Raw genomic sequence first — 22447 nt, forward strand, 5'->3', positions numbered from 1 at the left:
TACACCGCGTTGCGCGGATCGCCGGCCTGCCGGCTCCTAGGGATCGGCGCAATTCTAGGGGGCGGTCGTTGCGGCGATAAGCTGGGATTCCTGTGAATCTTTGTTACCGTAAACGCGATAATCCCTTGGTCGTATCCCTGTACGCCTGTAAAAACAGAAACTTCGTGTCACAATTTGCAATCTCCCTTGAGAGCACCCCATGGACACCTTGCAAAACATGCGCGCCTTCAGTTGTGTTGCCGAAGCCGGTAGTTTCACGGCCGCCGCGGTGCAGCTGGACACCACCACCGCCAACGTCTCGCGCGCCGTCTCCAATCTAGAGGCGCACCTGCAAACCCGCCTGCTCAACCGCACGACTCGCCGCATCGCCCTGACCGAGGCCGGCAAGCGCTACCTGCTGCGCTGCGAGCAGATCCTGGCCTATGTCGAAGAAGCCGAGGCCGAGGCCAGCGACGCCCACGCCCGCCCCGCCGGGCAGTTGAAAGTGCACACCATGACCGGCATCGGCCAGCACTTCGTGATCGACGCCATCGCCCGCTACCGCAAGACCCACCCGGACGTGACCTTCGACCTGACCATGGCCAACCGTGTGCCGGACCTCCTGGACGAGGGCTACGACGTGTCCATCGTCCTGGCCCGGGAGCTGCCGGATTCGGGGTTCGTCTCCCAGCGCCTGGGGATGACCTACAGCATCGTCTGCGCCTCGCCGGCCTATGTGAAAGCCAACGGCTGCCCGCAAAAGCCCAGCGATCTGCTGAACCATGCCTGCCTGCGCCTGGTGAGCCCGGTGATTCCCCTGGAGAAGTGGACCTTCGACGGCCCGGAAGGCCAGGAAATGGTCACCATCAACAGCTCGCCGTTCCTGGTGAACTCCGCCGATGCCATGAAGACTGCGATCATCAGCGGCATGGGGGTCGGGGTGTTGCCGGTATACGCGGCTATAGAGGGTTTGCGCACCGGCACCCTGGTACGGGTGATGCCCAAGTACCGCTCCCAGGAGCTGAACCTGTACGCCATCTACCCGTCGCGCCAGTACCTGGACGCCAAGATCAAGACCTGGGTCGAATACCTGCGCGGCTCTCTGCCGGAGATCCTCACCGCGCACCAGACGGAACTGGCGGCCTATGAACTGAGCGGCAGCCTGACCGGCGCACGCCTGGCCACCTGACCACGGGGCTCCCCACCCAGACCACCGACCCACCTGTAGGAGCCGGCTTGCCGGCGAAGAAGCCCGCACATCCTGTGCAAACCTGGATGCCGCCTTCGCTGGCAAGCCAGCTCCTACACATGCAGGCTCGTGGCGGGGTGCTTTGGTGGCGGCGGCAAAAATGTTAGCTTGCTTGGCATTCTCCCCGCCTGACGAGCCTTCGCGCGATGAAAAAGACTGTACTTGCCTTCAGCCGCATCACCCCCGAGATGACCGAACGCCTGCAACAGGATTTCGAGGTCATAGTGCCCAACCCCAAGCACGGGGACATCGCCGCGCAATTCAATGAAGCCCTGCCCCAGGCCCACGGCCTGATCGGTGTCGGCCGCAAGCTGGGCCGTGCGCAGCTGGAAAACGCCGCGCGCCTGGAAGTGGTGTCGAGCATCTCGGTGGGCTACGACAACTACGACCTGGCCTACTTCAACGAACGCGGGCTGATGCTCACCAACACCCCGGACGTGCTCACCGAAAGCACCGCCGACCTGGCCTTCGCCCTGCTCATGAGCAGCGCCCGCCGAGTGGCCGAGCTGGACGCCTGGACCAAGGCCGGGCAATGGCAGGCCAGCGTCGGCCCGGCGCTGTTCGGCTGCGATGTGCACGGCAAGACCCTGGGCATCGTCGGCATGGGCAACATTGGCGCGGCCATCGCCCGCCGTGGGCGCCTGGGCTTCGGCATGCCGATCCTCTACAGCGGCAACAGCCGCAAGGCGGCCCTGGAGCAGGAATTGGGGGCGCAGTATCGCAGCCTGGAGCAACTGCTGGCGGAGGCGGATTTCGTCTGCCTGGTGGTGCCGTTGAGCGAAAAGACCAAGCACCTGATCAGCCACCGCGAACTGGCGCTGATGAAGCCCAGTGCAATCCTGGTGAACATTTCCCGCGGGCCGGTGGTGGATGAACCGGCGCTGATCGAAGCCTTGCAGAAGGGCCAGATCCGTGGCGCCGGCCTGGATGTGTACGAGAAGGAACCGCTGGCGGAGTCGCCGCTGTTCCAGCTGAAGAACGCAGTGACCTTGCCGCACATTGGCTCGGCCACCCATGAAACCCGCGACGCCATGGCCGCGCGCGCCATGAGCAACCTGCGCAGTGCCCTGCTGGGTGAGCGGCCGCAGGACCTGGTCAACCCGCAGGTGTGGAAGGGCTGACCACCCACGGCCTATCCCCCCTGTAGCCGCTGCCTAGCCTGCGAGGCTGCGAAAAGGTCCGCAGGACCTTCAGCGATAGCCCGGCAGAATCAGGTCGCCCGGTTTTGCGACGGCTGCGCCGCCGTTCGCAGCCTCGCAAGCTCGGCAGCGGCTACAGAGGCAGGCACAGCCTTGGGTTTGCGGAACACCAGGACGTTGCCCAGCATCACCAGCACCAGCCCGGCCAGGGCCGGGGCGGTCCATTGGTAGCCTTCGACAAAGGCCGACACGTTCAACGCCACTACCGGGAACAGCACGGTGCAGTAAGCCGCGCGCTCCGGGCCCATGCGCCCCACCAGGGTCAGGTAGGCGGTAAAGCCGATGACCGAGCCCGGAATCACCAGGTACAGCAGTGAGCCGATGTAGCGGGTGCTCCATTCCACATCGAAGGCGATGCCCTGGAACAGGCAATACACCGCCAGCATCGTCGCGCCGTAGGCCATGCCCCAGGCATTGGTGGTCAACGGCTTGAGCCCGGCTTTTTGCTGCAGGCTGGACAGCATGTTGCCCGCCGAGAAGCACAAGGTGCCCAGCAGGGCCAAGCCCAGGCCCAGCAGGGTTTGCGGGCTGGCACTGTGGCCCACCAGCTCCGGCCAGAACAGCAGCCCCAGCCCCAGCAGCCCCAGGCCGCCGCCCAGCAGCACGTTGCGAGCGATCTTCTGGCCGAAGAACACCCGCGCATTCAGGGCGTTCCACAGGGTCGCGGTGGAAAACACCACCGCTACCAGGCCACTGGGAATCCACTGGCTGGCGTGCAAAAAGCACATGAAGTTGATGCAGAACAGGCACAGGCCCTGGGCCACGCAGATCAGGTGACCACGACGGTTCATCGGCTGCAGCTTGCGGCTGAGCAGCAACAGGACGAACAGCACCAGGGCCGCCAGGGCGAAGCGATAGACGATGGACACCGGAATCGCCACCACCCCCAGTTGCAGTTTCAGGGCGATCCAGGTGGTGCCCCAGATCAGCACGGTCAACAGGTACAGCGATAGGTTCATGGCGCGACTCCTTTGTCAGGAGTGCAGTGTCACGCCCCGCCAGCCTTGCGCGCTTGCACAAACTTGCGCTTTTTATCCGCCCGGGGCTGGCAGCCCACGGGCTACGGAGTAGCATGCAGAACACCGGCAGCCCCACCCATGTTGACGCCCCACCATGCACGCACTGGATACCCTGCAAGTCTTCCAAGCCCTGAACCGCTCGCCCAATGCTCGCCTGGAGCACAGCGCCGAGCTCGGTGACGGCTTGTCCGCAGCCTTGTGGAGCAACCATCACGACGCCCAGGAGTACGAGGCCCCCAGCCATCACACCCTGTCCTGCTACCTGGCCGGCGGCACCGGGACCTTCCGCCGCGACCAGCCGGGCAGCAAGGGCGGCCCGGGCAAGTTGTGCATCCTGCCCGCCGAGCACCAGTCGGCCTGGGTGATCAACGGTGATATTCGCCTGGCCCATCTGTACTTCAGCCCGGAGCAGTTCGCCCTGGGCTGCGTCACCCTGCTGGATCGCGAGCCCCGGGAACTGCAACTGCGCGAAAGCACCTTTCTCGACGACCCCGAGCAGACCCAGCGCTTTGCGCAGTTGGTCCGCCTGAACTGGGACGAACCCGGCGAGCGCCTGCTGACCAGCAGCCTGGCCCACGAGATGCTCAGCCATGCCCTGCTCAATCAAGTGGGCCAGCGCCAGGGGGCCCGGCTCAAGGGCGGGCTGGCCGCACACCAGCGACGGCTGCTGGTGGACTACATCGACAGCCAGTTGGACGCGCCCCTGAGCCTGGGCCAGCTGGCGGGGTTGTGCGCCCTCTCCGAATACCACTTCGCCCGCATGTTCCGTGCAAGCTTCGGCCTGCCGCCCCACCAATACCTGCTAGCCCGACGCCTGAGCCGGGCCCGGCACCTGCTGCGCACCACCGCCCAGCCCCTGGGCGAGATTGCACTGGCCTGTGGTTTTGCCAGTGCCAGCCACTTCAGCAATCGCTTCCGGCACGCCCTGGGGGGCACGCCGGGAGACTACCGCCTGGCGTTCCTGCGCTGAGGCCAGGGTTACCCAAAACCCGCCTCTGCATGCTCCTTCTTATGCCAAAGCCCAGGCTGACACGCCTGAGTCAGTGAACGGTTAAAGTTCCTTACTTTAATAAGACAATTCTTACAAGCCAATTAAAAACCCCCTACATATCTCTCTCAGAAAGATCACGCCCGGCAAGTTCTTATATGACACTCAAGAACATAATCAGGTAATTATTTTAATATTTTATTTACCACTTCATTCATGGAGCTGATGGTTATTGTTTAAGCCCAGTTTCAACTTAGTCTTCGAACCCTGAGTGCCAGGCATTCCATAAATATCCACCCCCCTCACAGGAGCCAATTACCTGAAATACCCGGCAGACTCTTGCCCACAACAATTGACACACAACTTTCACCACACCCCTGAGGCAATCCAACCTTCAACCATTGGATCCTTGAATAAACCAGCAACAACTAAGCCGTTAATCGCCTTACTCCAAAACAACAAAAACAGAGGACGATGAAATGCTTTCACAAAGTTTGCCACGGCAATGGGTCAGACACTCGCCCCTGCTGTGTGCCTCGATACTGGCCATTCCGGTAAAAGCCGAACTGCTCGAGGACAGCAGCGCACGCCTGGAACTGCGCAACTACTACTTCAATCGGGACTACCGCGAAGGCACTGCCCCTACCCGTGAAGAATGGGCGCAAGGTTTCCTCTTGCGCCTGGATTCGGGGTTCACCGAAGGCCGCCTCGGCGTCGGTGCCGACGCCATCGGCATGCTCGGGATCAAGCTGGATTCCGCTCCTGGCCGGACCGGCACCGGGCTGTTGAAGGTGGCACGCAATGGCCGGGCAGAGGATGACTATTCGAAACTGGCCCTGGCCGGCAAGCTCAAGACCAGCAAGACCCTGTTCAAGTTCGGAACCCTGGTACCGCCGGTACTGCCGACACTGAGACCCAATGACGGCCGCCTGTTTGCGCAGATGTTCGAAGGCGGGCTGCTGACCTCCAATGAAATCGAAGACCTGGAGTTTACCGCCGGGCGTCTGAGCCGGGTCCTGCAGCGCAACGCCACGCAGTACACACCGCTGACCCTGAGCCCCTTGAACCGGCGCTTCGAGAAGCTGGGGGCCACCGCGGAACACTTCGACATGGCGGGCCTCGACTATCGGTTCCACAAGCAATGGCTGGCTCGCGTGCATGTCGCCCAGCTGCAGGATATCTACCGCCAGCAGGTCTTCACCCTGGTCAACAAGAGCCCCTGGGGAGCGGGGACGTTCAGCAGCGATCTGCGCTTCAGCCTGATGAACGACTACGGCAATGCCAAAGGCGGCAAGATCGACAACCGCGCCCTGCAGGGGTTGCTCGGCTATGCCTATAAAGGCCATAGCCTTGGCCTGACTTATCAGCGAATGTTGGGGGACACCGGTTATGCCAACATCCTGGGTACCGATGCCAACTTGATCAACTTATCCGTACTGGGTGACTTCGCCAATGCCAAGGAGCGCTCCTGGGCACTTCGTTATGGCTATGACTTTGCCAACCTGGGCTTGCCGGGCCTGACCATCAATAGCCGCTATATATCCGGCAGCCATGCCGAGATAACCGGCAGCCAAAGAATTGGTAAGTCATGGGAGCTGGATAATGAATTGCGTTATGTCGTGCAACAAGGCCCGCTGAAGAACTTAAGTGTACGCCTGCGCAGTGCGCTCTATCGCTCCAACTACGCCAAGAACTTCATTCGCGACACTGATGATACGCGACTGATGTTCAACTACACCTGGAATATCAAGTAACCAGACCACCAGAACCGATGTAACGGATCAAATGCCTAGAGGACTATCTCCATGCAACGTCTATTATCGAAAAGTTTGGCCAGCCTGTTGTTTTTAAGCCTGTTCAACCCGGTCGCGGCGAAACAGCCCCTGCAAGCGCAAAGCGTCCCGGAGTTCCGACCGGGTTACTTGATCGGTTATCTGAAACAGCAGGATCTGCCCGACAGTCTGTCGCTGTTGCCGCCCCCTCCTGCGGTGGGGACCCCAGCCTTCGCTCTGGACCAGAGCATGGCCGAGAAAAACCAGGCCTTGCGGGGCAGCAAACGCTGGGAGTTGGCCGTCAGCGATGCCAACCTGAAGTTCCCTGCCGCCGCGCAGACATTCTCCTGTGCCCTGAATGCCCCGATCAGCGAACAGCTGACACCTACGCTGTACAGAGTCCTGCGGCGGACCCTGGCCGACGCCGGGCTGGCCACCTACAGCGCAAAGAAGCGCTACCAGCGCACCCGGCCCTTCGTCTACAACCAGCAACCCAGCTGCACCCCGGAAGACGAGGCGAAACTGGCCGCAGATGGTTCCTACCCATCGGGCCACAGCGCAATCGGCTGGGCCTGGGCGCTGTTGCTGAGCGAACTGTCCCCCGAGCACGGCAATGCGCTCTGGGCCCGCGGCCGGGCCTACTCGCAAAGCCGCATGGTGTGCAACGTGCACTGGTACAGCGATATCCGTGAAGGCCGTGAAATAGGCGCGACCACCGTGGCACGCTTGCACGCCGACCCGACCTTCCAGGCCGATTTCGCCGTCGCCCGGCAAGAGTTGCTGGCCGTTCGGGCCCAGGGCCTGACCGCCGGCGCTGACTGTGCAGCGCAAGCGCAGGCCCTGGCACTTGACGCCGACTAGGGTGCCAGGGTGAGGACCTTGAAGGTATTGGCATGAAACAGCGGGTCCGGCTTGGGTTCGGCCGGGCTCGCGGCCGGTTGGGTGAAGTCCATTGCCGCCAGGTAGACCCGCCGGGTACGCGGGTCGAACGCCATGTTGTAGGCCATGGGCTGGGTGCTGACGCTACCCAGGAGCTGGTAGCGGTCGGCATCGAGCTGGGCGACGACGCTGAGGTTGGCGTCCACCCCGCTGGCGATCAGCAAGCGCTGGGCCTGCGGGTCGTAGGCCAGGGCGTTGACGTCCCGGGTAATCGGCAGGCTGGCCTTCAGCGCACCGTTGTCGCGGTCGAGCACCAGCAGCACTGGCCGCTCACCACGGCAAGCGACGAACAACCGCCCCCGTTGTTCATCCTGGGCCAGGGCACTGGGCCGCGGGCAGTCGGGATACTGCCAGCGGTCCAGGACCTTGAAGCTGCTGGAGGACAACCGCGCGACGATGCCCTCATCGCGCATCGGCAGGAAGAAACTGCCATCGCCCTTGAGCAGCAACGGGTCGATCTTCTTCACCGCCAGCTCATGGGCGGCGGTGATGCGCTCTTCTTTGGGATCGAAGACGAACAGGGTGGAACGATCGGCCCGGCGCCCGCTGACAATGATCACCTGTCCGGTGCGCGGCTCGTACACCGCGCTGTTGAGGTTGCTCTGGGTCACGGTGATGCGCTTGAGCGGCTTGAATGTGGATAACTCCACCACCCCCAGGCTGCCGTCGGTGTTGAGCACCAGCAGGCGGTCCAGCTCCGGTACCAACACCACACCATTGGCGCCCCGGGACTGTTCGAGGGTGCGCACCGGGCGCTGCCTGTCCACATCGAACACGCTCAGGCCGTTTTCCCGGCGGGCCAGGAACAGGTAGGGCCGCGTCGGGTCCAGGGCGATGAAGCCCCAACTGCTGCCGGAACCCGGCAGCTGCACTTGCTGTTCGCGGTGGTACAGGCGCTCATCCGCCGGCGCGGCCGCCTGGGCCATGCCACAGAACGCCAGGAGCACACTCAGGGCCAGGGCTTTCATCAGAACTCCAGGGTGCTGGAGAGCGACACTTGGCGAGCATCCCCCAGGGACACGAAGTACTTGCTCACCGAGGAGGTGTAGTAGGTCTTGTCGAACAGGTTCTTCACGTTGAGCTGAAACTTGACCTTCTGCCCTTCGACCTTGGTGTCGTAGGTGGCGAAGGCATCGGCCACGGTGTAGCCCGGCAGGTCGAAGCTGTTGGGCGCATCCCCGGCGCGCTCACCGACATAACGGGCACCGGCGCCGACCCGCAGGCGGTCGCCGCCGATCAGGCTGCCGAAGTCGTAGACCGCCGACAGCGAGCCGGTGTTCTTGGCCACGTTCTGCAGTTGCTTGCCCTTGTACTGGGTGTCCTTGGTCACTTCGGCGTCGGTGTAGGCGTAGCTGCCGATCAGGCTCCACTGGTCGGTGAGCTGCCCGGTCAGGTCCAGCTCCAGGCCCTGGGAATGCACTTCACCGGCCACGCTGGTGACAGTCTCGGAGGCCGTGGCGGTGGTCACCAGCACGTTGCGCTTGGTGATGTCGAACAACGCCGCACTGGCGGTGATGCGCCCTGGAATGTCGAGCTTGGCCCCCAGTTCCCAGGACTTGGCTTCTTCCGGTGCGATGGAGCCGTCCAGCACCACGCTGCCGCCGGCCAGCTGGGCAATGCTGGAGTTGGGTTTGAACGACTCGGTGTAGCTGCCGTAGAACGACAGCTGGTCGGTGTAGCGGTACACCAGGCCAGCGCGGGGCACGAACTTCTGCCCGTTGCTGTCGGTATTGGCGTGGAACGGCCGGCCCTTGCCCGCGTACTGGTCGTATTCCTGGAAACGCCCGCCGCCCACCAGGATCCACTGGTCGGTGAGGTGGATGGCATCCTGGAAGAACAGCGAGTCACTGCGCAGCAGGTCGGTCTGGTCGCTGTCCGGGGCGCTGACGTTGGTTCCCGCCACTTGCTGGCCATACACCGGGTTGAGGTAGTTGAAACTGGTGTTCTTGCCGCGGATCAGGTCGGCGCGGTAGATCTTGCGGTACTCGTCGTCCAGGCCGAACACCAGGTCATGCTGCATGCCGCCCAGTTGCACCTTGCCTTCCAGGCTGACGGTGGCATAGCGGTCGGTGGTCAGGGCATTCTTGGTGCCGTCCATGGTCCGGGTCAGGGTGCCGTTGGCGTTCACCGCGGTCAGGCGCACCTGGCTGGCGTCGTAGGTTTCACGGTTCCAGCTGTAGCCGAAGTGGGCCTTCCAGTCGTCGCTGAGCTCGTGATCGACCTCGAAACGATACAGGTCCGAACGCCCTTCCATGTTGTTGAACGGCTCGTCCAGGCGCCGGGTGGCCGGGATGTCCAGCGGGTGGTTGGTCTTGGGGTCGATGGCCGTGCCGCGGTCGAACGGGGTCAGGAATTCGCGATGCTCATAGGCCAGCAGCACCTTGGTGCGCTCGCCGTACCAGGCCAGGGACGGCGCCACCAGGGATTCGCGGTGGGTGCCGAAGTTGCGCCAGTAGTCTTCGTCTTCGTGGTCCACGACCAGCCGGTAGGCCAGCCCGGAATCCCCCAGCGGCCCGGTGGTGTCCAGGCTGCCGCCGCTGCCGTTCTTGCCCGAGCCGTAGGTCGAGCCGCGCACGGTCAGGGCCGTGGACTGCTGCAACTCGGGTTTCTTGCTGACGATGTTGATCACCCCGCCCGGGTCCTGGATGCCATAGAGCAGGGACGACGGGCCCTTGATCACTTCCACGCGCTCGGCCGTGGCGTTCAGGGCACGGCCCTGCACCACCGGCATGCTGTCGCGCATGATCGAGCCGTTGCGGTTGTCGCCGAAGCCGCGCAGCAGCACCGCGTCCTGAGTGCCGCCCAGGGTGTTGGTCTGGGTGATGCCACTGACGTTCTTCAGGGCGTCATCCAGGTTGCGCGGGGTCTGGTCGCGCAGTACCTGGGCCGGGATCACGTTGATGATCTGCGGGATTTCCTGGTTCAGCGCCTGGGAGCGGGCCACCGAGGTGGTGGCCGGCGGCTGGTAGCTGGTGCTTTCGTCGACGCCCTGGGTGGTGATGCTGGAAGTCCCCAGGTTCAGCCCGGCACCTTGGGGCAGGGGTTCGAGAACCAGGGTATGGGCGTCGCTGCGGCGATAGGTGAAACCGGAATTGCCCAAGAGACGCTGCAAGGCCTGCTCGGCACTGAGCTGGCCGGTGACGGCCGGGGCCTTGAGGTTGTAGGGCGCCTCGTCGGTGTAGACCACGCTGATCCCGGTGACCCGGGTGAAATCGCTCAGGGCCTGGGGTAGCGGCTTGGCCGCGATGGCGAAGTTGAACAGCGCACTGTGCTGCTCGCTGCCGGCCTGGGCCGCCAATGCCACGCTCAGGGGCAGCAGGGCCAACCCCGAAACCACCAGCGCCGAAGCGCCGAACCACCGTTTGACCGAACCGTTTACCGCCGAATTTGCCCTGGACTTCATGCTGGAGACTCGTGTGTAAAAGCACCGTGAATGCGAATTAGTCGCACTTTCAAGCACTACACGTATGTCGCAGGCAAAGACCTCAGCATTTTTTTGAAAATATTTTCAGGGCGGCGAAAACGCCCCCGCCCGATGCATCCCCTGTAGCCAGTGCCGCAGGCTGCGATCGGGCTGGGCGGCACTCTGACGAAGCGATCGAGGCGCTCGTGAGGCCGCAGGAGGTTTGACGGGAGACCGTCAAGCAAGGTCCTGCGGACCTTTTCGCAGCCTCGCAGGCTCGGCAGCGGCTACAGCGCTCGTTACAGGGATCGCTGGATGCGCCCGGCACTGGTGCTGGAACCCACGGGCTTGCCCTGCTGGTCCATGTCCTTGAGGTAGTGCAGCATCGCCTCCAGGTCGCTGACCCCCAGGTCGCTGCGGTTCAGGCCGCTCTTGAACAGGCTGAAGCGGTCGCCGCCATCGGCCAGGAAGCCGTTCATCACCAGCCGGTAGTTCGCGCCGGCCTGCAGCGGCTTGCCGTTGAGGCGCACGCTGCCGGGGACGACACGGCTGTCCGGCGGGCGCTTGGGGTCCCAGCGATAGGTGAAGCCCTGGGACACTTGCAGGATGTTGGCATCGTCCGCGCCCTTCCATTGCTGGTTGAGCACCTGTTCGATCTGCCGGCCCGTGAGGTCGAAAGCGATCAGGTTGTTGTTGAACGGCTGCAAGGTCGCCAGTTGCCCGTAGTTGACCCGGGTCTGCCCGGGCTCCAGGGCCAGGTCGCTGCGAATGCCGCCGGTGTTCATGAAGGCGATCTGTGCGCCATTGGCCCGGCCGCCGGCCAGATGCGCGTCGGCAATCAGGTCACCGATGGGCATTTCCCCGGCCGCGTCGGCCCGCCGGGCAATCGGCGAGGCGGCAATCGCCCCCACCGGCTTGAGCAGCACCTGGTTGCTACGGGCCTCGACCTCCTGTTGCAACTGCGCCAGGGCCGGGTCCTGTGGATAACGGGCCGGATCAGCCAGCAGGTTGAGGGCCTGGATGCTCGCCACCCGGTGCTGGCCCGGGGTCACTTGCAGGGTCAGGTGGGTCAGCAGGTGGCCGTAGGAATTGCCCTGGGTCACCAGCAGCGGCCCGACCTTGCACAGGTAGCCCTGGTGCGAGTGGGCGCTGATCAGCACGTCCACCGCCGGGTCCAGGCGCTTGGCCACATCGACGATATCGCCGCCGAGCTGCGAGCAGTCCTGCTTGTCGAACGGCTCGGGGGTCGAGCCGCCCTGGTGCACCACGGCGACGATGGCGTTGACACCCTGGGCATTGAGTTCGGGGATCAGCTTGTTGATGGATTCGGCTTCGTCGGCCACCTGCAAACCGCGCATGCCCTTGGCGCTGACCACCGAGGCCACGTCCCGCAGCACCGCACCGACAAAGGCCACCTTGACCCCGCGCACCTCTTCGATGCGGTAGGCCGGCAGCAACGGCTTGCCGGTGTCGCTGTCCAGCAGGTTGGCCGCCAGGTAGGGGAAGCCGCTGCCGGGGTAGTTCGGGCGGAACTGGCAGGCCTTGTCCGGCCGCGACGACTGGCAGCCGCCATTGAGCTGGCGCAGGAACTCGGCCTTGCCGTTGTCCAGTTCGTGATTGCCGATGGCGCTGAGTTTCATGCCCATCTGGCGCAGGGCGTCCAGGGTCGGCTCGTCGGCCCACATGGCCGACAGCGGCGGGCTGCCGCCCACCAGGTCGCCGGCGCCGATGAACAGCAGTTGCGGGTCCTGCTGGCGCAGTTGGGCAAGCATGCCGCCCAGGGTAGCGATGCCGCCGGCCGCAAGCTTGCGCACGCCGCCCGGGGCCTGGGGGTCCTTGTAGCTGAAGGGGTTGGCTTGCAGGTAGCCGTGCAGATCGTTGATGGCGACGATGTTCACCGCCACTGGTTGCGGCGGTTCAGACAGCGAGCTGCAACCGGCCAGGGTGACCAGGGCCAGGGTCAGTGCACCCAGCATCCGGGGCATGGGACGAAGACGGGACATGGATAGAGTCCTTGGCAAATCGGCAAAAAAAGACCGCTGGTGATCAGCCGGCGCAGCCCCCTGAACAACAGGGGCCCCAGCGTCGATCACCAGCGGCTACAGAGGGCAACTCATCAGGCGGTTTGCAGGCCGCCATGCACCGCTGGTGCGGCCGTTGGAGCTTTCAGCGCGGTGCCCATGCCGGCGCGCAGCAGGAGGATCTTCAGGTGGTCGGTGATGCGCTCGACCCGGTCCTGGAAGTGGTTGTGGAAGATCATGCTGCCCAGGGCGATGGCGATACCCAGGGCCGTGGCGTAGAGCGCGGTGCCGATGCCCTTGGACACTTCGCCCGGATCGCTGACGCCGGTCTCGGCCAAGGCCTTGAAGGTGTCGATGATCCCCAGGATGGTGCCCAAGAGGCCCAGCAAGGGCGCGGCGGTGACCACGGTTTCCAGCAGCCACAGACCGTGCATCAGCTTGCTGCGGGTGGCGATGTAGATCGACTCGCTGAGGTCTTCCAGGTCCTTGTGGCTGGCCAGTCCCTGCTTGTGGGCAAACAGCTCGGCGACCATTTCCAGGGGCAGGCTGTTGCGCTCACGCAGTTCGGCGGGCAGGTCGTCGACGCTGTGCATCTTCGGGTTGAGCACGGTCTCCAGTTTCTTCGCCTGGCGCAGGCTGAAGCTGAAGTAGATGCCCCGCTCCACCGCGATGAAGGCGGCAATCGCGGCAGCGCCGTACATGGTGTAGAAGGTGATGTCGTGCAGCAGATTCATGTCCATCGTCATTTCCTCTTGTGCCTGAATCGAATCAGAACGCAGCTTCCAGGGAGACCATCGCGGTGCGTTCTTCACCCACGTTGTAATAGGCGGTGCTTGGCGCCAGGCCATTGGTCCTTACCGAGTTGAAAGACACGGTGCGTACCGACGCCAGGTATTCCTTGTCGAACACGTTGAGCATCGAGAAGCGCAGGGTCGCGGACTTCAGCACCTTCTTGTCCACCGGCAGGTGGATACCGGCATTGAGGTCGAACACGGTGCGTCCGGAGATCTTCTCGTCGTTGGTCAGGTCGCCGTAGAAGGCGCCGACGTACTTGCCCACCACGTTGCCGTAGTAGAGCGAATCGTCGTAGCCCAGGCTCAGGTTGAACATGTTTTCCGGAACGTTGGTCAGCTGTTTGCCGGCCGTCGGCAGCAGCACGTTCTTGTTAGTCAGGTCATCCATCTGCTCGGACTTGGTGTAGGTGTACGAGGCGTAGTAGTTGAAGTTGTGTGGCAAGCGGCCGCTCCACTCCAGCTCCAGGCCACGGTTCTTCACTTCGCCGACGTTGGCCACGACGTAGTCGCCATTGAGGTCGGTGGTGGAGATCTGCCGGTCCTTGAAGGTGATGTAGAACAGGGTCGCGCTCAGGGCCATGTTCTCCTCGCTGTAGCGCCAGCCCAGTTCCTGGTTCCAGCTCAGCTCGGGTTTCAGGCTGATGGAATCACCCTTGTTGTACAGCACGTAGTTGGGCGGCGTGCGCATGTTGCGGGTGACGTTGTAGAACGCCTGGTTGTTCGGGTCCACCTGGTACTTGGCGTTGAAGCTGGGCAGGAACTCGTGGTACTTGGCGTCGCGTTTTTCCGGCTTGTCGGTGAGGCTGCCCAGGTTGTTGCCATCGCGCTCCACGTACTGGTAGGCCAGGGCTCCGGTGAGGGTCAGGTCCGGGGTCGCCTGCCAGGTGTCCTGCACCCAGAGTTTCTGCGCCGGGGTCACGGTGTACTGGTGGCGGCCCTGGACCGTCGCGCCATTGCGGTCCACCAGTTGGTCGGAGCCGTTGTAGTCGCCCCAGACGTTTTCCGGAGCGCCGTTGCCCTTGATGCCGATGAAGGGCTGGGTCTGGCGCTGGCGGGCGCGCTCGTACCAGTAGCCGACGTCCAGGCTGTGCTCTTCGTTGAGGTCCCACTTGAGCTTGGTGGTCATGCCGGGGCGCCAGGTCTCGGTCCACGAAGGCCGGTAGTAGGTGCCGCTGGGCAGCCCGCTCAGGTCATAGTTGCCGGCCCGGCTGGAGGTGCTGGACAAGGTGGTGGCGGTCTGGCCGCTGAAGCTGCCGCCGTTGGACCAGACGTAGTACGGGTTGAAGGTCAGGCTCAGGTCGTCGCGCAGCTGGAAGCGCTGGGTCACCGAGGCGGTCACGCTTTCGAAGGGGTTGCGGTTGAGCTTGTAGGACTGTGACACGCTGCCGTTCTTGAACACGGTGCTTTCCGAGTAGTCCAGGCGCCGGCCCTGGGTCTGGAACTGGGACTTGCTGACGCTGTTGTAGTTGTAGTTTTCCTGCAGGTTGTATTTGACGATGGCGTTGGTGGAGTTGCCGTTGCCGTCTTCGAACAGGGTGTTCCACTCGATCTTGTCGGCCCGCAAGGTGCCCTTGCCCTTCCACTTGTCACCTTCGGTATGGGACGCCGAGACCCAGGTCTTGAAGCCCCCCAGCTCGCCGGTGTTGAGGCGGGCAAAGGATTTGCGCAGGTTGTTGGAACCCACAGACTGCTTGACGAACACCCCGAAGTCCTTGGTCGGGCGCACGGTCACCAGGCCGATGTTGCCACCGCTGGAACCGATGTGCGGGCCGTCGGCTTCGGACGAACCCTGGGTGACGAAGACTTCACTGAAGTTCTCCGGGTCGCCCATCAGGTTCGGGTAGATGCTGTAGTCGCCCGAGTCGTTGATCGGGAAACCGTCGGCGGAGAGCCCGACCTGGTCGGAGTTCATCCCGCGCATGGTGAAGTTGGTGCCGCTCAGGCCCGAGGCGTCGGTGCTGGAAACGTTGATCCCCGGGGTGTACTTGAGCTTGTCCACAGCGTTGGCGGTGGGGGCCATCTGATCCATGGCCTCCTTGGTCACGGTGGAGCGGCCCTTGGCGCTTTCTTCCTTGATCATGTGGCCGTTGCCCAGGGTCTGTTTACCGGCAACGTTCACCGAACCTACGTCCACGGTATCGTCGGCCAAAACCAGTGGCGCAAAACTGCCCAGGCCCGATGCCAGAAGCAGGGCATAAAGTTTATTGATCTTCACGGGTCAATCCCTTGCTTACAACTTTCGTTAATAGGTGATGGGTTTATTCCACGTTGTAACTAAAGGTCGCGGTAAAACGTTGCTTGTTCTTGCCGGAGAACGCGTCCGAGGGAAACGGCGAAACTTTCTCCACGCGGCGCAAACTGGTTTGCGCCGCGCGATTGAGCAACATGTTCGGCGCCTTGTTTTCGATGCCACTGTCGAGCACGTTGCCGGCCCGATCGACTTCCAGCCAGATCACCACATCGCCCTGGGGACGTTGCAGCGAGGCCTCGCGGCCGCTGGGGTATTGCTTGTGCTTTTCCAGTTCCTTGCGCAAAGCGGCGGTGTACAGACTTTCCTTGATTGCACTGCTGGGCGCCGCGGGCGCGGTGGCCGGAGCAGGTACGGGAGCCGGTGCGGCCACCGGTTTCGGCGCAGCGGCCACTGCGGGCTGCGGCGCGGTGGGGGCGTTCTGGGCCACGGCCGGGGCCGGCTTGGGTGGCGCAGGCTTGGCCACCATGGGCTTGGGCACCGGCGGCTTGGGCTTGACCACCGGCTTGGGTTTCGGCGGCTCGATCACCAGCGGTTCTTCCTCCGGCACCACCTGCGGCGGCTCGGGCTCGATGGGCAACGGCTCAGGCGGTGGCGGTGGTGGCTCGGCCGCCGCCAGCAGTTCGGCGGCATCGACCAGGGCGATTTCCACGGTGCTTTCGTCATACACCGGCTTGATCTGCAACTGCTGCAACTGGCTGGTATAGATCACCAGCAACAACAGGCCAGCCGGCAGCAGGCACGCAAGCAACTTGCGAGTTCTATAGAGGCTGAACATGGCGTCAGGACTTGCGTGTAGCGATGGAGACGGAAGAGAAGCCATTGCCCTTGAGCAAGTCCATCACCGAAACCAGGCGTTTAACTTCCACGCCCTGATCGCTGTTGATAATGATCACCAACTTTTCACTGCTGTCGTTCAACACTTTGAGTTGCGCCAGCAATGCACTTTCATCCAGGTCCTGGCCATCGAGTTGCAGGCGCTCTTGCAGGCCCAGGGTAATCACTGCCTTGTTTTGCGGCTTCAACTGTTGCGCGGTACTGGCGACCGGCAACTGCGTCTTGATCCCTACGGCCGGGATCACGTTGAGGCTGATGAGTACGAAGAACACCAGCAGAAACATCATCACATCGATCATCGGAATGATCTCGATATGAGCTTTTTTCTTTTTAGCTACATCCCAGCTGCGCATCGTCTTGCTCCCGCTTCAGCCATCCCTCCCTTGTGAGAGCTGAATCACAACCCTCGCCGATCCTGACCATGTGCTCAGGAATGCGCAGATCATCCCCGTCTGATGTAACGGTTTGGTGACAGAACGGAGTGATAACGATGAATGTTCGGGAGCTCTGGGACGCGGTTCTCAGCGCAGGACGATGAATCTCCCGAGAACCCGATGCTGCTGGAAGCCGAGCACCGCCTGCAGTGAATCGAGGACCGCCTGCGGGTCCTTGCTGGAGAAACTGCCACTGATGCGCCGCGCCGCCAGTTCATCGTTGAGCAGCAGGATACGCCCGGGGAAATAGCGCCGCAGGTCGTCCACCACCTCGGCCAGAGGCGCGTGGTAATAGTTCAGCCAGCCCTGGCGCCAGGCCAGTTGCGCCTCACTGTCGACAGCGTGCAGCGGGGCCGCAACGCCATGTCCGTAGGCCACTTGCTGCCCGGCGCCGAGCACCTGCTGCGCCGCGCCCTTGACCGGCGTGACCCCCACCCGGCCGGACAGCACCGTGACCTGGGCCCCGCCCGGCTGCAGGCGCACTTCGAACTGGGTGCCCAGCACCCGCGCCTCCCCCTCTTGCGCGTCCACCACAAAGGGCTCGCCGGTGTGGCTGACGCTGAAGAAACCGGCGCCGCGACGCAGCTGCACATGCCGCTCGCCGCGGCTGAAATCCACGGCAATGGCGCTGTCGGCATCCAGGGTCACCTGGCTCTGGTCGGCCAGGGTCAGGGTGCGCACCTGGCCCGGCGCGGAAACGTAGTCGGCCCCCAGGTCATCGACCCAGCGCCCGGGCTGCCAGCCGGCGCCCAGGGCCACCGCCAGCAATACACTGGCGGCCAGCGCCAGCCCCGCCGACCAGCGCCGCCGGGCCCGGCCCCTGGCAGCATCCATGGAACGCAGCAGGCCGTGCAGGGCAAAGGCGTCTTCATCGGCCAGGGTGCGCGCCGGCTGCTCGCTCAGCTCCCACACCACCTGGGCCTGGGCATAGGCCTCGATATGCGCGGGGTCGGCCTGCAACCACTGGCTGAAGGTGGCCTGATCGCCACTGCTGGGCTGATCGTGGAGCAGGCTCAGCCAGGCCAGCGCGGCCTGCTCCTGAGCGGGCGTCGGGCAGATACTCGTGCGGTGGTTCACGGTGCATTCCTTGGCGTGCGCGTGCCCGGGGCTTCCCGCAGGCTGGCCTTGCAGGCTTCGAGGGCGCGCATCATATGTTTTTCCACGGCGCTTTGGGACAAGCCCATGGCCTTGGCGATCTCGGCGTACTTGCGCCCGTGGATGCGGTTGAGCAGGAAGATCTGCCGGGTGCGCTGCGGCAGGCTGCGCAGGGCCGCTTCGACATGCCGCAGGTCGTTGCCGGCTTCCAGCGCCGCCTGGGGCTCGCTGCCCTGGTTGTCCTGCTGCTCTGGCAGCCAGCCTTCATTGACCCGCACTCGCGCGCCCTCGCTGCGCAGGTGGTCGATGGCGATATTGCCGGCGCAACGCAGCAAGTAGGTGCTGAGTTCCTCGACCTGCACCAGGGGCCGGCGCCAGAAGCGCAGGAACAGGTCCTGCACCAGGTCGGCGGCGGTAGCCCGGCAACCGACCCGGCGGCTGACCAGGGCCTCCATCTGCGAACGCTGGGAGAGGAACACCTGGAGAAAATGCGCACGGCTGCCCTGCGGATCAGGGTGATCCCCCTCGGCAGGCTCCGGTGGCAGGGTGCTCATCATCGTCGGTCCGCTCAGAAGTGGGCCAGGGCCGCGACCGGGCTGGCCAGCAGGCTGGCCCCCGCCATCGTCAGCACCAGGCGCGGCCGATAGGGCAACAGCAGCACCAGCAGCAAGGCGCTGAACATCAGCACCGCGCACCACTGCACCAGCCCCAGGCTCCAGCCGGTGCCCTGCACTGCTGCTGCCAGCGACAGGCCCAGCAGCATCCAGCCGCCCAGACGCAGGCCGTGGCGGCGCAGGGCCGAAGGCTTGTGCCCGAGCAGCTCGCCGTGATGCCGGTCCAGGGACAGGCACAGGCCGGTAAAGCCGGCATAACAGAGCAACAGCACCAGGAGCATTCAATTCACCTCGGTTTCAGGAGCCGGCGGGCGTTGCCGGGGCACCCGGGGCGTGGCTGTGGCGGCGGCCCCCGCGCGATGCAGCTTGCGCGCCGCCCAGGCCAGGAACAGGCCACTGCCCAGGCACGCCAGGTCGAAGCTCGCCATGGCCCAGTCGCCCCGGACCATGAAGCCATCCATCAGGCTCGGGCTGGTGAGCACGCTGAGTACCGGCACCCCGGCGAACAGCAAGGCGCCAAGGCCCAGTTGTTCAACCCAGGCGCGACGGCCAGGGCGGACGCAGGCGTGCAACAGGCTCAGGCCCCAGGCCCAGAAGAAGCTGTTGACCTCCCAGTCGGCACGTTCGGCGAAGCCTGCGGGCAACAGGCGGTTGGCCCAGAAGAACGCCGCCACCGCCAGCAGCAGCCCAGCCATGCTGGCGATGTTCAACACTTCCACCAGGCGCAGTTCGAAAGGCTGGGCGGCACTCTTGGCATGCTTGAGCTGGCGCTTGCCCAGCCAGATCACCAGCCCGGTGCCGATCATCGCGGTGCTGGCCAGCCCACAGAGGAAGTACAGCCAGCGCAACACCGGCCCGGCGAAGCGACCCATGTGCAAGCCATAGAAGCTGCCGCCGATGGCCAGCGGCAGGGATTGCTCGGCAGAGGCCTGCAACGGCTGGCCGGTCACGCCGTTGAACGCCACTTGACTGCCGAAATCCCGGGCCACCCGGTCGGCTTCATGGCGAAACACCTGCACCGAGGCATTCAGGTCCCCCGGGTAACTGACTACCAGGCGCTGCGCATGGCCGCCCGACCAACGTTCCCGGGCCTGCTTCAGCATGGGTTCGAGGGGGGCCAGCGGGGCACTCTGCCCGGCGGCCGAGGCAGCGGCAGCAGCGGGCCGCAAGTCCTCGAAGAAGGCATCGGAATCCCCTTTGTAGGCCACCAGGATGCTCGCCGGCATGACCATGTACATGAAGATCACCAGGCTGCTGTAGGTGATCATCAGGTGAAACGGCAGCACCAGCACGCCCACCGCGTTGTGCCCGTCGAGCCAGGTGCGCTGGCCCTTGCGCGGGCGGAAGGTGAAGAAGTCCTTGAAGATTTTCTTGTGGGTAATGATGCCGCTGATCAGCGCCACGAACATCACCATGGCTGCCATCGTCGACAGCCATCGGCCCCAGGGATAGGGCATCTGCAGCTGGAAGTGGAAGCGGTAGAAGAACTCGCCGCCGCGGGTGTCGCGCACCTGCACTTCGCTGCCGGTGGCCGGGTCCAGCAGTTTCTCGGTGAAGGCACCGCGCTCGCCGGGTTTGCCGGGCGCCTGCCAGCCCACCGACAGGCTCGGCTGGCGGGCATCGGGCAGGCCGATGAACCAGCGTTGCGCACCCTGGGCATGGCGTTCCAGGTAGCGTTGGGCCAGCCCCAGGCTGGCATCGGCGTTCAGGACCCGGGCCGGCGCCTCCGGCTGCATCCAGTGGGTGATCTCATCCTTGAAGTAGGACAGGGTCCCGGTGAGGAAGATCGCAAACAGCAACCAGCCGAACAGCAGCCCGCTCCAGGTGTGCAGCCAGGCCATGGACTGGCGAAATCCTTCCTTCATAGCAGGGCCACCCAGTAGGCGCTGCCGGCGACCAGCGCCAGCACCAGGCTCGGCAGCAACAAGCCCAGCCAGGCCTGCCAGGCACTGCGACAGGCAAAGCACCAGAGCACTGCCACCAGATAGGACAGGAAGGACGTCATCATTCCGCTGACCACGGCATCGGCCCTGGGCAGGGGCAGCAGCAAGGTCAGGCAGACACTGCCCAGCGCCGCCAGCAGATAGCCCCCCAGCACCGCGGCGAATACCCGCGAAGCCACCGCCAGACGATAGGAAGCGGAAAGACCGCCAGCCTTGCTTTTCATGTTTCGACCTTGACGCGAGGGGAGGTCCGGCACAGCACACAGGCGGCCGGGGGAAGTAGGCGGGCCAGTTTAATGATAAATATTCTCATATGCAAAAAGCAGCGACGAACCCGATGCAAACCCGTCGGTCCGGCCTGATTGCCGAATGCCATGTCGCCCCACTACAATGCGAACAGTTCTTGTTCTCTTATGCGCGATCTCGGTGCAGGAGCGTCCGGCTTGTCCCACACCGCTACCGTCGAAGGCCTCTACCAGGCCCATCACAGCTGGTTGAACACCTGGTTGCGGCGCCGGCTCGGCTGCCCCCACAGCGCCGCAGACCTGGCCCAGGACACCTTCATCCGGGTACTCAGCGCCCGGGAAACACCGGCCCTGATCGAGCCCCGGGCGTTTCTCACCACCATCGCCAAGCGCGTGCTGTTCAACCACTACCGGCGCCAGGACCTGGAGCGGGCCTATCAGGAAACCCTGGCGCAGATGCCTGAACAGGTGGCGCCCTCCGAGGAAGAGCGGGCCATCATCCTGCAAACCCTGATGGATCTGGACAGCCTGCTCGACGGCCTGCCGCGGCCGGTCAAGCGAGCCTTTCTGCTGTGCCAGCTGGACGGCCTGACCTACGGCGAAATCGCCCGGGAGCTGAATATCTCCATCGCCACGGTCAAACGCCACCTGAACAAAGCGGCGATGCGCTGCTACTTCGCCCTGTGAGTGCCTCGATGAACCCACACCTCAATGGCCAGCCCGATTTCAGCAACCAGGTGGCCGAACAGGCCGTGCACTGGTTGATCGAAATGCAGGGCGGGCCCTTGAGCCCGCGCCAGCAACAGGCCTGGCAGCAATGGCACGATGCCCACAGCGAACATCAGCGGGCCTGGGAGCATATCCAGCGCGTCAACCAGCGCCTGCGTGGCCTGTCTTCGCCCCTGGCCCACGCCGCCCTGAACGCGCCGAAATCCGCCAGCCGGCGCCAGGCACTGAAGCTGCTGCTGATTCTCGGCGCCGGCTCGGCCGCCGCCTGGGGCCTGCACGAACACAACCCGCTGCCGCCACTGCTGGCGGATTACCGCAGCCCCCTGGGGCAGCGGCGCAAACTGCAACTGAGCGACGGCAGCCAATTGCAGCTCAATACCAGCAGCGCGGTGGATGTGCGCTTTGATGGCCAGCAACGGCTGATCCGCCTGCTGGAAGGCGAGATCATGCTCACCAGTGCCCAGGATGCCCGGCCGCTGCGGGTGCAGACCGCACAAGGGCAGGTAAGCCCGCAAGGCGCGCGGCTGAACCTGCGCCAATTCAAGGACTACACCCAACTGGCGGTGTTCTCCGGAACCGTCGGCGTGACGCCCCTGGACTACGCCACAACCCCGCCCCAGGTGGCGGCCGGGCAGCAACTGAATTTCACCGGCAACAGCTGGCAAGCTCCCCGGGCCCTGGATGCCGGCAGCGGCGCCTGGAGCGAAGGCATGCTGGTGGCAGCGCACATGCGCCTGGCGGACTTTCTCGACGAACTGGGGCGCTACCGCCGCGGCCAGCTCAACTGTGATGCGCAGGTGGCGGACCTGCTGATTTCCGGCAGCTACCCCCTGGATGACAGCGAGCGGATTCTCGACCTGCTGGAGATCAGCCTGCCGGTCAAGGTACGTCGCTTCACCCGCTATTGGGTCACCGTCCAGGCCCGCGCCTGACGGCACT

Annotated in this window: 20 protein-coding genes; 7 read left to right on the forward strand and 13 right to left on the reverse strand. The window is 64.2% G+C overall.

The genetic code is table 11. From position 1 onward, the window contains the following. The first annotated feature begins 199 nt into the window (after window positions 1-199). Both M2395_RS16600 and M2395_RS16605 read left to right on the forward strand, forming a co-directional pair. Window positions 200-1168: a LysR family transcriptional regulator gene (locus M2395_RS16600; RefSeq protein WP_011059356.1), complete on the forward strand. Its 969-nt coding sequence runs from the start codon at window positions 200-202 to the stop codon at window positions 1166-1168. 206 nt (window positions 1169-1374) lie between these two features. Beyond that, window positions 1375-2349, forward strand: coding sequence for a D-glycerate dehydrogenase (locus tag M2395_RS16605; RefSeq protein WP_123430091.1), 975 nt, complete (start codon window positions 1375-1377; stop codon window positions 2347-2349). An 89-nt stretch (window positions 2350-2438) separates the two neighbouring features. Here the strand turns inward: M2395_RS16605 and M2395_RS16610 are convergent, their stop codons facing one another. After that, window positions 2439-3386 carry a DMT family transporter gene (locus M2395_RS16610; protein WP_072443052.1) on the reverse strand — a complete coding sequence of 316 codons (948 nt, stop codon included), beginning with the start codon at window positions 3384-3386 and terminating at the stop codon, window positions 2439-2441. Between the two features lie 154 nt (window positions 3387-3540). Between M2395_RS16610 and M2395_RS16615 the strand changes: the two genes are divergently transcribed. The 3 genes from M2395_RS16615 (at window position 3541) to M2395_RS16625 (ending at window position 7067) form a co-directional block, all read left to right on the forward strand. Further along, window positions 3541-4416, forward strand: coding sequence for an AraC family transcriptional regulator (locus M2395_RS16615; RefSeq protein ID WP_011059353.1), 876 nt, complete (start codon window positions 3541-3543; stop codon window positions 4414-4416). Window positions 4417-4913: 497 nt separating this feature from the next. Continuing rightward, a complete protein-coding gene (locus M2395_RS16620; protein WP_123430090.1) occupies window positions 4914-6188 on the forward strand; it encodes an OprD family porin in 1275 nt (424 codons plus the stop codon). Window positions 6189-6239: 51 nt separating this feature from the next. Beyond that, the gene (locus M2395_RS16625; protein ID WP_019093376.1) at window positions 6240-7067 is read left to right on the forward strand and encodes a phosphatase PAP2 family protein; all 828 of its coding nucleotides are present in this window, start codon (window positions 6240-6242) and stop codon (window positions 7065-7067) included. Here M2395_RS16625 and M2395_RS16630 read toward each other — a convergent pair. From M2395_RS16630 to M2395_RS16685, 12 genes are all read right to left on the reverse strand, one after another. Further along, window positions 7064-8113: a hypothetical protein gene (locus M2395_RS16630; RefSeq protein WP_123430089.1), complete on the reverse strand. Its 1050-nt coding sequence runs from the start codon at window positions 8111-8113 to the stop codon at window positions 7064-7066. The two genes, M2395_RS16625 and M2395_RS16630, sit on opposite strands and share 4 nt — an antisense overlap. After that, on the reverse strand, window positions 8113-10548 hold the full coding sequence (locus M2395_RS16635; protein ID WP_015634217.1) for a TonB-dependent receptor: 2436 nt from the start codon (window positions 10546-10548) through the stop codon (window positions 8113-8115). The genes M2395_RS16630 and M2395_RS16635 overlap by 1 nt, the downstream gene beginning before the upstream one ends. 299 nt (window positions 10549-10847) lie before the next feature. Beyond that, entirely contained in the window at window positions 10848-12551 is a 1704-nt protein-coding gene (locus M2395_RS16640) for a bifunctional UDP-sugar hydrolase/5'-nucleotidase (RefSeq protein ID WP_011059348.1), read from the reverse strand. Between the two features lie 113 nt (window positions 12552-12664). Then, entirely contained in the window at window positions 12665-13309 is a 645-nt protein-coding gene (locus M2395_RS16645; protein WP_123430088.1) for a MotA/TolQ/ExbB proton channel family protein, read from the reverse strand. Window positions 13310-13337: 28 nt separating this feature from the next. Continuing rightward, window positions 13338-15578 carry a TonB-dependent receptor gene (locus M2395_RS16650; protein ID WP_123430087.1) on the reverse strand — a complete coding sequence of 747 codons (2241 nt, stop codon included), beginning with the start codon at window positions 15576-15578 and terminating at the stop codon, window positions 13338-13340. Between the two features lie 43 nt (window positions 15579-15621). After that, window positions 15622-16389 (reverse strand): energy transducer TonB, encoded by a 768-nt coding sequence (locus tag M2395_RS16655; RefSeq protein WP_011059345.1) that lies wholly within the window; start codon window positions 16387-16389, stop codon window positions 15622-15624. A 4-nt stretch (window positions 16390-16393) separates the two neighbouring features. Further along, window positions 16394-16801 (reverse strand): biopolymer transporter ExbD, encoded by a 408-nt coding sequence (locus tag M2395_RS16660; protein ID WP_011059344.1) that lies wholly within the window; start codon window positions 16799-16801, stop codon window positions 16394-16396. Window positions 16802-16969: 168 nt separating this feature from the next. After that, on the reverse strand, window positions 16970-17959 hold the full coding sequence (locus tag M2395_RS16665) for a FecR family protein (RefSeq protein WP_123430086.1): 990 nt from the start codon (window positions 17957-17959) through the stop codon (window positions 16970-16972). After that, a complete protein-coding gene (locus tag M2395_RS16670; RefSeq protein ID WP_011059342.1) occupies window positions 17956-18534 on the reverse strand; it encodes an RNA polymerase sigma factor in 579 nt (192 codons plus the stop codon). Before M2395_RS16670 ends, M2395_RS16665 begins: the two co-directional genes overlap by 4 nt. An 11-nt stretch (window positions 18535-18545) precedes the next feature. After that, entirely contained in the window at window positions 18546-18872 is a 327-nt protein-coding gene (locus M2395_RS16675) for a DUF3325 domain-containing protein (protein WP_047283981.1), read from the reverse strand. Continuing rightward, entirely contained in the window at window positions 18873-20456 is a 1584-nt protein-coding gene (locus M2395_RS16680) for a PepSY domain-containing protein (RefSeq protein WP_077933368.1), read from the reverse strand. Continuing rightward, window positions 20453-20758 carry a DUF3649 domain-containing protein gene (locus M2395_RS16685; RefSeq protein ID WP_077933367.1) on the reverse strand — a complete coding sequence of 102 codons (306 nt, stop codon included), beginning with the start codon at window positions 20756-20758 and terminating at the stop codon, window positions 20453-20455. The genes M2395_RS16680 and M2395_RS16685 overlap by 4 nt, the downstream gene beginning before the upstream one ends. Before the next feature lie 219 nt (window positions 20759-20977). On the opposite strand from M2395_RS16685, the gene M2395_RS16690 reads away from it, so the two are divergent. Beyond that, window positions 20978-21466, forward strand: coding sequence for a sigma-70 family RNA polymerase sigma factor (locus tag M2395_RS16690; RefSeq protein WP_019093370.1), 489 nt, complete (start codon window positions 20978-20980; stop codon window positions 21464-21466). 8 nt (window positions 21467-21474) lie between these two features. Next, window positions 21475-22440: a FecR domain-containing protein gene (locus M2395_RS16695; protein WP_123430085.1), complete on the forward strand. Its 966-nt coding sequence runs from the start codon at window positions 21475-21477 to the stop codon at window positions 22438-22440. The last annotated feature ends 7 nt before the right edge of the window (window positions 22441-22447 follow it).

Origin of the sequence: Pseudomonas sp. BIGb0176, from assembly GCF_024810175.1 — a bacterium.
GTDB lineage: Bacteria > Pseudomonadota > Gammaproteobacteria > Pseudomonadales > Pseudomonadaceae > Aquipseudomonas > Aquipseudomonas protegens.